The sequence below is a fragment of the Kitasatospora cineracea genome (assembly GCF_003751605.1).
In the GTDB taxonomy this organism is placed as follows: Bacteria; Actinomycetota; Actinomycetes; order Streptomycetales; family Streptomycetaceae; genus Kitasatospora; species Kitasatospora cineracea.
Genome location: NZ_RJVJ01000001.1, coordinates 5,729,585 through 5,743,617, shown reverse-complemented (window position 1 = coordinate 5,743,617; position 14,033 = coordinate 5,729,585). Strand labels below are relative to the sequence as shown.

The window sequence follows — 14,033 nt, the reverse complement described above, 5'->3', positions numbered from 1 at the left end:
ATCGGTGGAGGACACGCTGCTCCGCATCATGAGGGGGTCGAACGGGGGACGGGGCCCGGTCCCGCGCCGGGAGCGGGCCCTTCGGCGGCGCGGTCCGGGAGGCCGATGGCCTCCCGGAGCCGGGCGAACTCCTCGGCCAACCGGGCTGGCGGGTAGTGGGCGTTGAGCCCGCTGGGGTTGGGCAGGACCCAGATCCGGGTGCTGCCCAGGGTGCGGGCCTGGAGTCCGACGCTCGCCCCGGGGGTGTCGAAGGCGACCCGGTAGGCGGTGATGCCGAGGGGGGCGAGCCAGGCCGGGCGCCTGCGGCGGACCCGTGCCCGCAGCCGGCGTCCGCCGTCGACCAGTTCGCGACGTTCGAGTTCGGCGGCGCGGGCGGTGGCCCGGGGCACCAGGGTGGTGATGCCGATGCCCAGGGCGAGGAGTTCGTTCTCGTCGGTGGGGGAGAAACGGCGAGGGGTGAAGCCCGCCCGGTGGAGGGCGGGCCAGAGCCTGTTGCCGGGATTGGAGAAGTGCAGGCCGGCGGCGGCCGACCCGAGGCCCGGGTTGATGCCGCACAGCAGCAGCGTCAGGTCGTCGGCGATCAGGTCGGGCAGGGTGGCGGAGCGGGCCGCCTCCAACTCGACACGGGTGAAGCGGGTTCCCCGGCCGGGGGTCTCAGGGGCGTGCACGGGCATCTCCTCGTCATCGGATCCGCGGGTCGGGTGGTACCTCCGGCGGGGCGTGGGCGGCGGGAGGTTCACTCGCACGATGGCGGTACGCCGCAGCCGGTGGCGGTACGCCGCAGCCGGTGCCGGTACGCCGCAGCCGATGCCGGTACGCCGCAGCCCGTCGATCGAGGTGTCCCGGACAACCTGCGGATGCCGGCCCGGGTACAGGCGCTCATGCGCATCGGGTGGGTCCGGCGTTGCTGTACGGGGCCGGACCGGCCAGTGAACCGTGCACGGCCGGCGTCCGGTGTGGTGGTGGGCGCGGATTCCCGTGCAGCGGTGACCGGGCGGGGCGGGCGGGGGGCCGGTCCGGTCACACCGGCCCTGCCGAGGAAACGACGCCTGTTGAACACGGCACTCCTGTCACCCGCGCGTCCGACCGCCCGCCACCGTCCCACACGGCTGAGGCACCGGGGCATCGGACGTGCCGTCGGCCGCCCGATCGGCCCACCGGGCCTGACCGGGCGTCAGAGTGGCCGGCCGGAGGCAGCCAGCGGGGCTGCGCCGGCAGCCACCGTCCGCGGGGGGCGGCTCGTGGCGGTACTCGGACTCGCTCGCGGCCCCGGCAGACCGTGGTGGCCCTGGCGGTGTCGCGCGTGAGGACCGCCGGCGGTCCGGCTCACCGTGAAGGACCAGGGCGCCTCCTCCAGGACTCCAGGACGTCCACGACCTCTGGGAGCGGCATCACCTGAGCTGTCGGCAACGGGTCGGGAATCGGGCCGGTCGCCCCAGAACGCGCTGCCCCCACCACCAGGTCGATCCGGAGGAGCAGCTCGGTCATCCACGGGACGCCTCTCCGCCCCTCCACGGTCGGCTCGGCAACCGGGAACCGGGAACCGGGGCCACATCACACCCGGCACTCACAGATGGTGACGAACCGGGCGGCTTCGGTTGCCCTGCGTGGTGGCGCGGGTCAGGGTGGCGCTCACAGTCTCCTCGAACTGAAAGGGCATCACGTGTCTTCCACGACCCGCAGGACCGCGCTCACGGCGGCGCTCGTCACGACCCTCGCGGCGGCGTCCGCCCTGATGTGCGCCGGCACCGCGTCCGCCACCGCCGACCGGGACCCGCACGACATCGTGTACGTGCAGACGGCCTCGCCCGGGGGCAATCACGTGCTGTCCTACCAGCGCGACGGCGCGGGCGTCCTGCACCAGGTCGCGGATGTGGCCACCGGCGGCAAGGGCGGGCAGCTCAACGGATCCCAGGTCGACCACCTGGCCTCCCAGGGCTCGCTGGCGTTCGACCCGGCGGCCGGGATCGTCATCGCGACGAACGCCGGCAGCGGCACCGTCTCCGTGCTCGCCGTCGACGGGCCGCTGCTGACCCTGCGCCAGAGCGTCCCCTCGGGCGGTGCTTTCCCCGCGAGCGTCACCGTCCACGGGGACACCGCCTACGTTCTCAACTCGGCCGACGGCGGCTCGGTGCAGGGCTTCCGGATCGAGCACGGCCGGCTGGCGCCGCTGCCCGGGTCGCATGCCGCCCTCGGCCTGTCGACCGACACCGGCGAGCAGCAGTTCGTCAAGACGCCCGGGCAGGTGGCCTTCACCGACAACGGCGCCAAGCTGGTGGTGACCACCAAGGCCAACGGCTCGGTCAAGGTCTTCGACGTCGCGCACGACGGCACCCTCCGGGGCGCGGCCACCACCACCGACCAGGCCCCGGGCGTGCCGTTCGCGGTCGTCACCCACTCCGACGGCCGTCTGGTCTTCGCGGACGCCTCCGGACGCGTCACCTCCGCCACCCTGTGGACCGACGACCGGGTGGCGCCGGCCGCCGCAGTGGCCACCGACCAGATGGCCACCTGCTGGATCGCCCGCAACCGCGACACGGTGTACGTCACCAACGCGGGCAGCGACTCCATCAGCCGTTTCCGCGTCGGCGCCGACGGATCGCTGACCGCCCTGGGCCGTACCTCGACCGGGGCCGGTCCCACCGACATGACCGTCTCCCCGGCGGGCGACTACCTGTACGCGCAGACCGGCAAGGAGGGGAACATCGAGACCTTCCGCATCCACGCCGACGGCTCCCTGAAGCGCACCAGCACCATCACGGTGCCGGGCGCGGTCGGCGGCGAAGGCATCATCGCCCCCTGACCGCATGGTTCCTGACCCTCTGTCGTCGGGCCCCGGACGCCGCACGCCGGCAACCGGGGCCCGCCGTCGTCCGGAGCGCGGCCCCGCCCCTGCGGCGTCCCGGTCACCAGGCCCGGCATCACGGTCGGCGCGCAGGTCGAGGATCCAGCGCTCCAGGGCGCCGGCCTCCTCAGGGTCCCAGCGGACGGTGGTGGCGACGGCGGAGGCCGCTTCGGGGCCGGGGCGGAGGCCGCCGCGGCTTCGGCGGACCGGGGTGGCGGGCTGCTGCGGCTCGACGCCAACCGGCCCGTCTACGGCGCTCGGCCGGGAGCGTCGGCGCGCGGGCGGGCTCGGCGGCCCGGTCGCCTACGGCACTGCGCCCGGCCTGTCGGGGTCGTCCTGACAGGCCGGGCGCGGTGGTGGGCGGGGGCGGCGACGGTGGGGTCAGCGGCCGTAGGTGTTGCTGGCCCAGACCGCGGTGTGGTCAGCCTTGTAGAGGACCAGGTTGCCGTCGTTCTGGAATGCAAAATACGAGCCCGAACCGGCCCACCAGGTGCCCGTCGACCACAGGGCGGAACCGTTCGCGTCGTAGACGACGAAGTTCCCGTCGGCCTGCATTCGTGCGTACGCACCCGGGTGGTTGTACGTGCCGCTGGCCCATATCGCCGCACCGTCCATCTTGTACAGCACGAGGTTGCCGTCCGCCTGCATGCCGAACACGTAGGTGTGGTCGTAGTTGCAGTACGCGTTACCCGCCGTTATGTCCGAGGTCCACGAGTGCCAAACGATGTCCCCTTTCACGTTCGGCTGCAAGCAGGTCGCATCCAGGCTGGTTGCGACGGTAAGTCCGGTTGCCGCGGGGGATCCCGACGCGGGCGAGACAAGGCTGGACGGGGAGCCCCCCGACTCCGCCGCAGACGCACTGCCCGCCATCAGCGTGGCCCCCGCACTCCGTGGTGGTGGACGGGGCCGGTTCGGTTCCGGAGACGATGGACTCGGGGTGGGGGCCGGTCAGTGCAGGTGGGGTCGCTTCGGCGCGCGGTGTCAGGGTGCGGATCTGCCGGTGGTGCCGGTGATCTGGTGGTGGGTCATCGGTGTGCGGCGCGGAGGCCTGCGCCGCACACCGCCCCACACCCCGTCAGAACTGGTGCGGAGCCCGGGCGGCGGACACGGTGGCGTGCAGCGGGCGCACCGTGGCTTTCGGGGTGAGGGTGCAGTTGTCCGGGCCGGGGTGGGCTTCCATGGCCCGGACGCTACCCGCGGCCGCCGTCACCCGGAGCCGGGTGCGGTGCCGTGCCGTGCCGTGCCGTGCCGCGGATGCAGATCGGCCCCGGGCCCGAAGCGCAACAGGGTGCGCGATCGGGGCCCGGGGCCGTCGGCCGGGTGCTGCTCCACCGGCCGCACCGCCCCGGCGCGTGTGGGACGTCCCGGGGCGGAGTTCAAGGGTGACGCGGGGTCAGCCGCGGCCGGAGTCGGCGCGGAAAACGGGGCCGCTCAGGGGTGAGAAGGGCTGCGGGGGCTACCAGCGGTACCAACGGCCGCGGCCGCCGGTCGCGTTGGTGCTGCGGGCGACGAAGCCGACCAGCCACACCACCAGCACGACGATGGCCACCCACCACAGGGCCTTGAGCGCGAAACCGGCGCCGAACAGCAGCAGGGCCAGCAGCAGGACGAGAAGAAGGGGAACCATGGCAACCTCCACGTAGTCGATGTCGGACCGCCGCATGCCCGGGCCTCCGGCGAATATTCCTACGAATCTTCCCAGTTCACGTGGGCAGGCGGGGCCCTGTCAGCACGAAGGGCGCCAGTGGCGCGGACGGTTCGAGGAGGACGCGATGAGCACGGGCGACAAGATCCACAACACCGGTGACAAGCTCAAGGGCATCGTCAAGGAGACCGTCGGCAAGGCCGTCGGCAACGAGCGCCTGGAGGCCGAGGGCAAGGCCGACCAGGCCAAGGGCGACCTCAAGCAGGCCGGCGAACACGTCAAGGACGCCTTCAAGAGCTAGGCGTTACCGAGCAGTTCGTGTGTGGGTCCGCCCGGCCGTCGGGCGGGCCCACACACGTCCGCGCCGGGAGGGGCCTGTTGACCGTTCCTTCTGCCGACGGGCACCAGAACCGGCTCCGGGCGGGTGGCTGTTCTCGCATTCCGCAACGGGGCAGGGCACCGGGGGCGGCAGAGCAGTGGAAGCAGTACATCGACGACAAGGGAGGCAGCGGTGGCCAAGGGCATCTGGGACTACGAGAGTGCCGAGGGGTACAACGCGGGCGACGACCTGACGGGGTACCGGGTGGAGGCCGCGGACGGCCGCATCGGCAAGGTCGACAAGCACAGTGAGGAGGTCGGCAGGGCCCATCTCGTGGTCGACACCGGTCCGTGGATCTTCGGCCGCACGGTGCTCGTCCCCGCAGGCACCGTCAACCGGATCGACCACGACGACAGGTCCGTGTGGCTGGACCGCACCATGGAGGACGTGCGCAACTCGCCCGAGTTCGATCCCGACGCCCACGGTGACGGCTCCGCCTACCACCAAGCCCTGGGTGTCTACTACGCCGGGACCGCCTGAACACCGCCTGGCCGGTCTGCCCCGGACGCACCGGCTCCCGGCCGGGGCAGACCGCCCGGGGCAGTCGCCGTCCACCGCCCGGGGCGGCGTCCCTGTTTCCCGGAACGACAACGCCGAAGCACCCCACCGGGCGGTTCTTCGTTACCGGCCCCACCGGATGTCCGGCACGACGGACGCCTCCCGCAGAGCATCTCCTACAGGGCGAGAGTGACGCTGATCCGTTTGCCGCCGCCGGGCAGCACGGTGACCTCGCAGGTGGCGGCGAGCCTCGTCACCAGGGCCCAGCCGCGCCCGCCCGGCCGGGCGGGGTCGAGCAGGGCGCGCGGGTGCGAGCGCGGTGGGCGGCTGTCGGCGTCCTCGACGACGACGCGCAGCCGCAGACGGGGCGTCCGGTCATCGACGGTGGACCTGTCGGTGGCGGGGGACGCGGCCTCGGTGCGGGCGGTGAAGGCGGTGACGCCGCCGCCGTGCAGGTTGGCGTTGGTGACGAGTTCGCTGACGGCCAGGAGAGCGTCCGCCTCACCGTCGGTGGCGGCGGCCGGGCCGGCGTCGCGCAGGAGCTGCCGCACGAAGCGGCGGGCCCGGGCGGGGGTGGTCACCGGCACGCCCTCCGCCACTGCCCTCCCGGGCGGGGACAGGGACATCCGGGTCGGTGCCTCGGCAGGGGGCCGGCCCGCCCCGCGGGAAGGCGACTCGATGCGGAAGTTGGCTGTACAGGTGTCGATCATGGCAGCAGGTCCTCGCGTGCGGTTCTCCCGTGTACGACAGGGGCCCGTCGCGGGGCCCGGTCGGAAGGTCGGCTACCCCCGCACAAAAGGGACATTCCCCTCGGAGTGTGGACGAGTGCCGCTCCGTCAGGGTGCGCTGCTCACCGTGCGCGGCGCCCGCTCCGGTTGGGGGCGGCGCCGGCGTCGGCATCCGCTGCAACGACATCGCGGCCTTCCTCGCCGGAGCCCACGCCCTCATCCCCGCCGGAACCGAGCACCTGCGCCTCGGCCTGGACACCCTCATCCACGACCTGCCGAACCGACCGGGGACCAGGCCGCCACCGACCACCTACACCACCCGGCGGGCCGACCCGTGAATGTCGGCCCGCCCGGAACAGCCCGGTACCGAAGGCTCCTGGGCACGGGGCAGGTCGGCGAGGTGTCCGCGCGAAAGCCGGCGCACCCGCGCATGAAGGCGCACGTGCAGGGCACACGCACGGTGCGGCGGATCAAAGGCCCGGCCGCCTCCCCCCTGCGGCCGGGCCTCCGCCCCGCAGACCGCCCCGCTCCCCCGCCGAAATTCTCCTTGCCGCGGCAGGCCGCAGAACAGACAGTGACAGCAGCGGGCACCGCACCGGACCGGATGCCCACGGCCACACACCGACATGGCGGGCTCGGCCCCGACCCGGGCGGCGGCGTTGACCAGGTGCCCGCCGGCGTCCGGGGAGAGGTGCGCGCCGGCCAGCTCCACCGGCAACAGCCACACCACCGAGGTGGCGTCCTCCGCATCCAGCTCGACCAAGACCACGGACGCGGCGAGCGCCCGCGGCAGGCGGACGGCGTTCCCAGGCAGTGGTGCCGAGTTCGGGTGCGGTGTCGGCACAGGTGCGCTCCAAGTCACGGGCGGCTTGGACGAGGTCGGCCAGGGCGGCGCCGGTGGCACCGAGCGCGTCGGCCAGCGGCCGGCCCGGACGGAACGCGGGGCTGGAGTGGTCGAGGTGGTGCTGGACGACGGCGGTCGCCGGGGTGTCGGTGCGGGTCCGGTCGACTTGCGGGTTGAGGCGGGACTGGAACGGCGTGTGGAACGTGGGGTGTTGCCGCTGTGCGGGGATTCCATGATCGGCATCCTTCCGTCCGGGTGACCCCGAAGCCGATCGCCCCGGAGGTCACCCGGACGGCCCCGTTCGCGGCCGCGGCGCGCAGCGGGCGGGGAGCGAACGGGGGCTCCGGTCAGGCGGGTTGGCCCACGGGGCGGATGGTGAGGGTGTTGAGGTCGACGCCCGGCGGCTGGTCGAGGGCGAAGCAGACGGCCTCGGCGACGGGCCGGGGAGACAGGGCGAAGGGGGGAAGGTCGGCGCCCTGCCAGAAGGGGGTGTCGGTCATGCCGGGGTTGACCAGGGTGACGCCGATGCCGCGGGTGGTGGCGTGCAGGCGCAGGTTCTCGGCGAGTCCGGTGGTGGCCCACTTGGTGGCCGAGTAGAGGTTGGCGGGAGAGTTCTTCAGTCCGGCGACGCTGCCGATGAGGACCAGTCGTCCGCCGGTGGCTTCGAGGTGGGGCAGGGCCGCGTGGGCCAGCAGGGCGGGGCCGAGGACGTTGGTGAGGACCATGGACGGCCACCGCGTCGGGTCGCCGGCCCCGATGGCGTCGCCGGACATGGATCCGGCGTTGGCCACCGCCGCGTCGAGGGCACCGAAGCGCGCCACGGTACGGGTCACGGCCGATTCGGTGGCCTGCCAGTCCGCCGCGTCCGCGACCAGGCCCAGCAGGCGGTCGGGGTGGCCGGTCTCGTCGAGGAACGTCTTCAGTCGGCTCTCGTCGCGGCCGGTGACGGCCACCCGGTGGCCGCGGTCGAGGAGCAGCCGCGCGGTGTGTGCGCCGATGCCGCTGGTCGCGCCGGTGATCAGTACGGTCTTGCCGGTCGTGGCCGTGGTTGTGGTTGTGGTTGTGGTTCTGGTCATGGTCGTGCTCCTGAAGCGGGGTTGGGGGGTGCCGTCCGCCACCACACAACCGGCGCCGTCGGGGGCGGACAAGGTCGCGTTCATGGGGGGTACAGATGCAACCCCGCTCGGCCGGGCGGACCGTGGGTACCGTGGGCGGATGGAACCTCCGCCCGGACACCGCACCGGAAACCGCACCGGGAGTCGCCCGGACAACCGCTCGGACATCCGCGACTTCCTCGTCAGCCGGCGCGCCAAGCTCCTCCCGGAGCGGGTCGGGCTGCCCGCCGGCTCGCGGCGCCGGGTTCCGGGGCTGCGGCGCGAGGAGGTCGCGGCCCTGGCCGGGGTGAGCACCGAGTGGTACACGCGGCTGGAGAAGGGCCACGTCGGCGGCGTCTCCGAGGACGTGCTGGAGGCGGTCGCGCGGGCGTTGCGCCTCGACGAGGACGAGCGCACCTACCTGCTGGAGCTGGCCAGGGCGGCTCGGCCCGCCCGCCGCGGGCCGCGTCGGCGCGGGGACGTCGAGATCCCCTCCCCCGTCCAGTGGATGGTGGACTCCATGAGCATGGCCCCCGCCTTCGTGCGCAGCGGACGGCTGGACGTCGTCGCGAGCAACGCGCTGTGCCGGGCCCTGTATGCGCCGATGTTCGACAGCGCCACCACCCGTGAGCGGGGCTGCGCCAACTTCCCCCGCTACTTCTTCCTCGACCCCGGCTCGCCCGACTTCTTCGTCGACTGGGAGGAGGGCGCGAGGGCCACGGTCGCGGTGCTCCGGGCCGAGGCCGGGCGTGAACCCCACGACCGGGCCCTGCACGAGCTGGTCGGCGAACTGTCCGCGCTGAGCCCCGAGTTCCGCACCATGTGGGCCAGTCACGACGTCCGGATCCGGCACGACGGCACCAAGCGGCTGAACCATCCCGAGGTCGGCCGCCTGGAACTGGCCTTCCGCTCCCTGGACCTGCCCCTGCCGCAGCGGGCCGTCCACGACCTGGTCGTCTACGCGGCCGAGCCGGGCACCCCCTCGGAGGACCGCCTCGGGCTCCTCGTCGGCGGGTGCGTCGGTGGAGCGGGCGCGGGAGGCGAGCGGTGACGGTCGCGATGGCCGGGCGGGCGGGCGTCGGCTCCGTGTCCGTTGCGGGCCGGCCGTGGTGAAGTCGGAGGCAACGGGATCGGGAAAGGCGTCCCGAGGACGGAAGTCGTGCGGGTCGGGTTCGTTCTCCGCCGCCGCCGGTGCTCTCGGGCGGAGCGCACCGGCGGGGGGGCGGAGCGGACCGGGGTGACTGGCTGACGGGTGGTCAGCGGCCCCGGCCGGGGCGGGTCATGGGGGTGCTAGCCGATGCCGGTGACCGTGAGGGCGGTGGTCCAGTTGGTCCTGATGGCGGTGCGGGCGGCGGCCAGGGTGATCTTGCCGGAGCAGACGGCGTTCTTGAGCTTGGTCTCGACGCCGTCCTTGGTGGTGGCGGTCTTCGTGCCCGAGTAGGGCTCGGGCCACAGGTTGCCGGGGTCGCGCGGGGAGCCGCCGAGTTCGAGGGGGACGAGGTGGTCCTCCTCGTAGGAGGAGGTGGAGGTGTCCGCGTAGCCGTAGGCGATGATGCCCTGGACCTTGAGCGCGTTGGTGTAGGAGGTGGGCGGCCGGACGGTCGCGGTCCAGCCGGACACGCAGATCGTGGACTGGATGGTCGACTGCGTGACGTCCGGGTTGTACACGCCGGGGGTGCAGACGGGATCGGGCAGCGGCAGGTAGGAGCGGGAGCAGGTGCTCGCGTGTGCGGTACCGGTGCCGAAGCCGAGGATCAGGCCGCTGAGGGCCACGGCCAGGGCGGTACCGGCCGCGGCCGGTATCCGGGGGGTCGAGCGCATGACGGGTGCCTCCGGGGTGCGGGTCGGCGACTGTCGCCGAAGTCGCGTCCATGACACTCCTGTTGGCGCTACACGGGTAGACCCCCGACGGTGAATTCCCGCGAACCGGCAGTCGACGACCACCCGGCGCCCGCACGCGGCCCGCCCGAAGTGTGCGGCGGCTTCCGGGTGGTCGACGACCCCGGAGTCCGGAGCCCCCGAGGTGTTCTGGGCCCGGGTTCGCTGTCAGCGGGTGGGGACGGGGGCGGGTCGGGGTCGCGCGGGAGGGCCGGGGTGCCGTCGTCGGTGAGGATGATCCGGCGGGTGGCTTCCGAGAGAGCGACGACACGGAGGTGGAGGGTCGAGCCCGGGGACGGCGGGGCGGGTGGATCTGCCGGGGGCGGGGGGCGGGGTCTGGTTCGATGGGGGTATTCGGAGACGGACTGGGGTGTGCGGTGGAGAGCCTTTTCGGGGAGTCGGCGGGAGCGGCGGGGCGGACGCCGGTGCGGTTGCGGGGGCATCAGGAGGAGGCGGTGGCGGCGGTCGTGCGGGCGCTGACGCCGGGTCCGGGGCAGGTGGCGGCGGGTGGGTTGCGGGCGACGGTGCAGATGGCGACCGGTACGGGGAAGTCGTACGTGGGGGCGGTGGCGGCGCAGCGGTTGGCGCCGCGCGGGGTGGTGCTGGTGGTGGTGCCGACGCTGGATCTGCTGGTGCAGACGGTCGGTTCGTGGCGGCGGGCCGGCCGCAGGGGGGACATGGCGGCGGTGTGTTCGCTGGTGGACGACGAGCTGCCGCACGGGGTGCCGGGGACGACGTCGCCGTTGCAGATCGGGCGGTGGATCGGCGGGGCGCGTCGGCCGCTGACGCTGTTCTCCACGTACGCCTCCGCGGGGCGGTGGCGGACGCGTACGCGGTGTGGGCCGAGGTGACGGGCGAGGGGCTGCCGGAGTTGGCGCTGATGGTGTGCGACGAGGCGCACCGCTCGTCGGGCAGTGCGGAGAAGTCGTGGACGGTGGTGCACCACCAGGACGAGATCCCGGCGGCGCGGCGGCTGTACATGACGGCGACGCCGCGGATCTGGCTGCCGCCGCGGGCCGGGGGTTCCGGGGCGGCGGAGGGGTCGGCGGGCGGGGCGGAGGCGGTGGGCCGGGCCGGGGCGTACCAGCCGTTGCCGGCGGAGTTGGCGGTGTCGATGGACGACCGGCGGGTCTTCGGTCCGCAGGTGTTCACGCTGGGGTTGGCGGAGGCGGTCGAGAAGGGGTTGGTGGCGCCGTTCGAGATCGTGGTGCTGGAGCTGCGCGACCCGTCGGCGGACCGGCGGGCCGCGCGGCGGCAGCCGGTGCCGTGGGGTCCGGGCGCCGGCGAGGCGAAGGACGGGTCCGAGGACGAGGTGCCGGTGGAGCAACTGGCGGCGGTCCAGGCCGGGTTGCTGAAGGTGTGCGCGGAGGAGGGCCTGGAGAAGGTCATCACCTTCCACCACCGCACCCTGGAGGCCCGGTACTTCTCCGAGACGCTGAACCAGACCGCGGAGAGGCTGCACGCCGAGGATCCCGGGACGTACCCGGCCGAGGTGTGGGCGCAGTGGCTGGCCGGGGAGCACCCGGTGGAGTACCGGCGGCAGGTGCTGGCGGATTTCGAGGCGGGGCGGGAGCGGGACGGACTGGGGACGCGGGTCGTCTCGAACTGCCAGGTGCTGGGCGAGGGCGTCGACCTGCCGGACGCGGTGGCGGCGCTGGTGACCGGCAGCGGCAGCATGGTGCGGATCGTCCAGCAGATCGGGCGGGTGCTGCGGATGAAGCCCGGGGAGGGGAAGCTGGCGCGGCTCGTCGTGCCGGTCTTCCTCGGCCCGGGCGAGGAGCCGGGGAACGTCCTGGAGTCGGACTCCTACCATCCACTGGTGCGGGTCCTGACGGCGCTCAGGTCGCACGACGCCCGGATGCTGGAGGCGCTGGCGGTGCCGCAGAACGGCGGCCGGCGCACCGGGGGGCGCAGCGCGGAGGCGGTGCTCCCCGCCGGGGCGGGCGAGGGTGCGGGGGCGTTCGTGCTGCCGGTGCGGTTCCGGGACCGGGTGAGTGACAGCGCCCTCGCGCTGTTCCTGTCGACGCAGGTGCTCCGCAGCGAGGGCGCGTACTGGCGGGAGGGGCTGCGGCACTGCCAGGAGTGGTTCGAGCGGACCGGTGCCCTCGACGTCCCCTACAGCCGGACGGTCGGGGAGAACGGGAATTTCCCGCTGGGCAAGTGGGTGTCGGACCGGCGTCACGAGCGGGCGGCGGGCGCGATGCCGGAGCACCGGGTGGAGCTGCTGGACCGGGTGGGGATGGTCTGGTCGGTGCCGGACGCGCGGTTCGGGACCGGGTTGGCGTGGGCGGCGCGGTGGGCGGCGGAGCACGGCGGGTCGTTGGCGGCGCCGGTGCGGGCGTCGATCGGCGGGTACCCGATCGGGACGTGGCTGGCGGGGCTGCGAGCGCAGGCCGAGGGGCCGGCGGGCGGGAAGGGGGCGCTGGAGGCGGGGCGGCGGGCCGCGCTGGAGGCGATCGACCCGTGGTGGGCGCCGGGTTGGCCGATCGGCTGGCAGCGGGCGTACGCGGCGGCCCGGATGTGGTGGCTGGCGTCGGACGGCCGGGTGGACTGGGCGGCGCTGCCGGCCCGGACGGTGTTCGAGGGCGAGCCGCTGGGCCGGTGGGTGGCGGCGCAGCGCGGCGGGTGGGCCGGGTTGGCCGTGGAGCAGCGGGAGTTGCTGGCCGCGCTGGGGATCGAGCAGGACCCGGAGTTGGCCGCGGTGGCGGCGGCGAGGGCCGAGCGGGCCGCGGCGGCGGGGCCGCGGGTGTCGCAGGCCGACCGGTTCGGCCTGGGGGTCGCCGCGCTGGCCCAGTTCGCCGCGCGGGAGGGGCACGCGAAGCCGCGGCGCGGGCACCGGGAGGAGGTGGCGAAGGTGGTGGTGGAAGAAGGGAGCGGGGCGGAGCGGGTGGAGACGGTGGTGGTCGCGCTGGGCGCGTTCCTCAACAACGCCAAGAGCCGGCGCGCCAAGCTGGGGCCGGACCAGTTGGCGCAGCTCGCCGAGCACGGGGTGGAGTGGGCGTGAGCGGCGGGGCCGCGCTCCGGTCCGGCGCGCCGGGGTGACGGCGGGTCAGGGTTTGCGGGCGACGCCGCCGGCGATGCACTGGCGGGCGGCGTTCGACCGGGCGCTGTCCGGGGGTGGAGCGTCCGGGTGCGGCGGGGTGTCCGGGTGCCAGTCGACGCAGCGGGTCAGGCCCGGGGCGACCAGGTCCAACCCGTCGAAGAGGGCGCCGAGTTCGGCCCTGGTGGAGAAGGTGCCGCTGCCCATCATGCTGTGCAGGAACATGCCCTCCATCGTCCGGGCGAGGGCGCTGTTCTCGTCCTCCGGGTCCAGGAAGTGGCTGATCGCCACGTAGGAGCCCGGGGGCAGGGCCTCGGTGTAGGCGCGCACGATGTCCTTGCGGGTGCGGGTGTGCTCGCCGTTGTAGTGGTGCAGGGTGCCCAGGTGGAGCAGGGCGATCGGCCTGGTCCAGTCGAGCCGGGAGCGCACCGTCTCGTTCCGGAGCAGTTCCTCGGGGGCGAAGATGTCCGCGGGGACGATGGTGGCGTTCTCGTTGCCCGCCAGCAGGGCTCGGCTGTGGGCCACCACCATGGGGTCGTTGTCCACGTAGACGACGGTGGCCCGCGGGTCGGTCCGCTGCACCACGTTGTGGGTGTTCTCGGCGGTGGGCAGGCCCGAGCCGCAGTCCAGGTACTGGGTGACGCCGGCCTGTTCGGCCAGGTACCGGCAGGCCCGGATCAGGAAGCGGCGGTTCTCGACAGCGAGGTCGGCGGCCTCGGGCGCGGCCTTCAGGACGCCCCGGACCACGTCGCGGTCCACCTCGTAGTTGTCGGTGCCGCCGAGGAACGCGTCGTACACCCGGGCGATGCTGGGCTTGGCCGGGTCGACGTACGGGGGAACGGGCCCGTCGGACGGCAGAGTTGACGGGGTGTCGGGCGTCGCACCGGACATGGCGCCTCACAGGGGTCTCGGCGGCGGGAGGGGCGGGCGGGCTGCCTCGGACTCTAGCCGCGGCGCGGGCCGGGCGGGGGCGGGGAGCGGCGGTGGGCGGTGGATGCCACTCGTTCGTGCGACCTGCGGCGATGCGGTGACGGCCGTTGCGGCCCACGCGGTCGGGGGGAGTGAACGGGCGGGCGGGCGGC

The 14,033-nt window shown here is 74.0% G+C and carries 14 protein-coding genes; 7 read left to right on the top strand and 7 right to left on the bottom strand.

What is annotated here, in order from left to right; genetic code table 11:
- Nucleotides 1-26 precede the first annotated feature (26 nt).
- Nucleotides 27-674 carry a G/U mismatch-specific DNA glycosylase gene (mug, locus tag EDD39_RS25860; RefSeq protein WP_123559779.1) on the bottom strand — a complete coding sequence of 216 codons (648 nt, stop codon included), beginning with the start codon at nt 672-674 and terminating at the stop codon, nt 27-29.
- A gap of 989 nt (nt 675-1,663) precedes the next feature.
- Here mug and EDD39_RS25855 point away from each other — a divergent pair.
- A complete protein-coding gene (locus tag EDD39_RS25855; protein WP_244257049.1) occupies nt 1,664-2,803 on the top strand; it encodes a lactonase family protein in 1,140 nt (379 codons plus the stop codon).
- A gap of 423 nt (nt 2,804-3,226) precedes the next feature.
- On the opposite strand, the gene EDD39_RS39805 is transcribed toward EDD39_RS25855, so the two are convergent.
- Both EDD39_RS39805 and EDD39_RS25845 read right to left on the bottom strand, forming a co-directional pair.
- Entirely contained in the window at nt 3,227-3,502 is a 276-nt protein-coding gene (locus EDD39_RS39805; RefSeq protein ID WP_162870133.1) for a hypothetical protein, read from the bottom strand.
- Between the two features lie 799 nt (nt 3,503-4,301).
- Nucleotides 4,302-4,472, bottom strand: coding sequence for a hydrophobic protein (locus EDD39_RS25845; protein ID WP_123560891.1), 171 nt, complete (start codon nt 4,470-4,472; stop codon nt 4,302-4,304).
- A gap of 145 nt (nt 4,473-4,617) precedes the next feature.
- Here EDD39_RS25845 and EDD39_RS25840 point away from each other — a divergent pair, with 145 nt between their 5' ends.
- Nucleotides 4,618-4,791, top strand: coding sequence for a CsbD family protein (locus tag EDD39_RS25840; protein ID WP_123559776.1), 174 nt, complete (start codon nt 4,618-4,620; stop codon nt 4,789-4,791).
- A gap of 210 nt (nt 4,792-5,001) precedes the next feature.
- The gene (locus tag EDD39_RS25835) at nt 5,002-5,349 is read left to right on the top strand and encodes a PRC-barrel domain containing protein (RefSeq protein WP_123559774.1); all 348 of its coding nucleotides are present in this window, start codon (nt 5,002-5,004) and stop codon (nt 5,347-5,349) included.
- 194 nt (nt 5,350-5,543) lie between these two features.
- Here EDD39_RS25835 and EDD39_RS25830 read toward each other — a convergent pair whose 3' ends face one another.
- Nucleotides 5,544-5,948, bottom strand: a complete 405-nt coding sequence (locus tag EDD39_RS25830; protein ID WP_162870132.1) for an ATP-binding protein — start codon at nt 5,946-5,948, stop codon at nt 5,544-5,546.
- 236 nt (nt 5,949-6,184) lie between these two features.
- Between EDD39_RS25830 and EDD39_RS25825 the strand changes: the two genes are divergently transcribed.
- Complete coding sequence (locus tag EDD39_RS25825) at nt 6,185-6,433, top strand: hypothetical protein (RefSeq protein ID WP_123559770.1); 249 nt, start codon at nt 6,185-6,187, stop codon at nt 6,431-6,433.
- 853 nt (nt 6,434-7,286) lie between these two features.
- Here the strand turns inward: EDD39_RS25825 and EDD39_RS25815 are convergent.
- Nucleotides 7,287-8,015, bottom strand: a complete 729-nt coding sequence (locus EDD39_RS25815; RefSeq protein ID WP_123559766.1) for an SDR family oxidoreductase — start codon at nt 8,013-8,015, stop codon at nt 7,287-7,289.
- Between the two features lie 139 nt (nt 8,016-8,154).
- Here EDD39_RS25815 and EDD39_RS25810 point away from each other — a divergent pair, with 139 nt between their 5' ends.
- Nucleotides 8,155-9,084, top strand: coding sequence for a helix-turn-helix transcriptional regulator (locus EDD39_RS25810; protein ID WP_123559764.1), 930 nt, complete (start codon nt 8,155-8,157; stop codon nt 9,082-9,084).
- Between the two features lie 239 nt (nt 9,085-9,323).
- Here the strand turns inward: EDD39_RS25810 and EDD39_RS25805 are convergent, their stop codons facing one another.
- Nucleotides 9,324-9,854, bottom strand: coding sequence for a hypothetical protein (locus EDD39_RS25805; protein WP_030464122.1), 531 nt, complete (start codon nt 9,852-9,854; stop codon nt 9,324-9,326).
- Between the two features lie 401 nt (nt 9,855-10,255).
- Here EDD39_RS25805 and EDD39_RS42770 point away from each other — a divergent pair, with 401 nt between their 5' ends.
- Together EDD39_RS42770 and EDD39_RS25795 are read left to right on the top strand one after the other, a co-directional pair.
- A complete protein-coding gene (locus tag EDD39_RS42770) occupies nt 10,256-10,762 on the top strand; it encodes a DEAD/DEAH box helicase (RefSeq protein WP_123559761.1) in 507 nt (168 codons plus the stop codon).
- The gene (locus EDD39_RS25795; protein WP_123559759.1) at nt 10,729-12,915 is read left to right on the top strand and encodes a helicase associated domain-containing protein; all 2,187 of its coding nucleotides are present in this window, start codon (nt 10,729-10,731) and stop codon (nt 12,913-12,915) included. The genes EDD39_RS42770 and EDD39_RS25795 overlap by 34 nt, the downstream gene beginning before the upstream one ends.
- Nucleotides 12,916-12,960: 45 nt before the next feature.
- Here EDD39_RS25795 and EDD39_RS25790 read toward each other — a convergent pair whose 3' ends face one another.
- Nucleotides 12,961-13,842 (bottom strand): SAM-dependent methyltransferase, encoded by an 882-nt coding sequence (locus EDD39_RS25790; RefSeq protein WP_123559757.1) that lies wholly within the window; start codon nt 13,840-13,842, stop codon nt 12,961-12,963.
- Nucleotides 13,843-14,033: the final 191 nt, after the last annotated feature.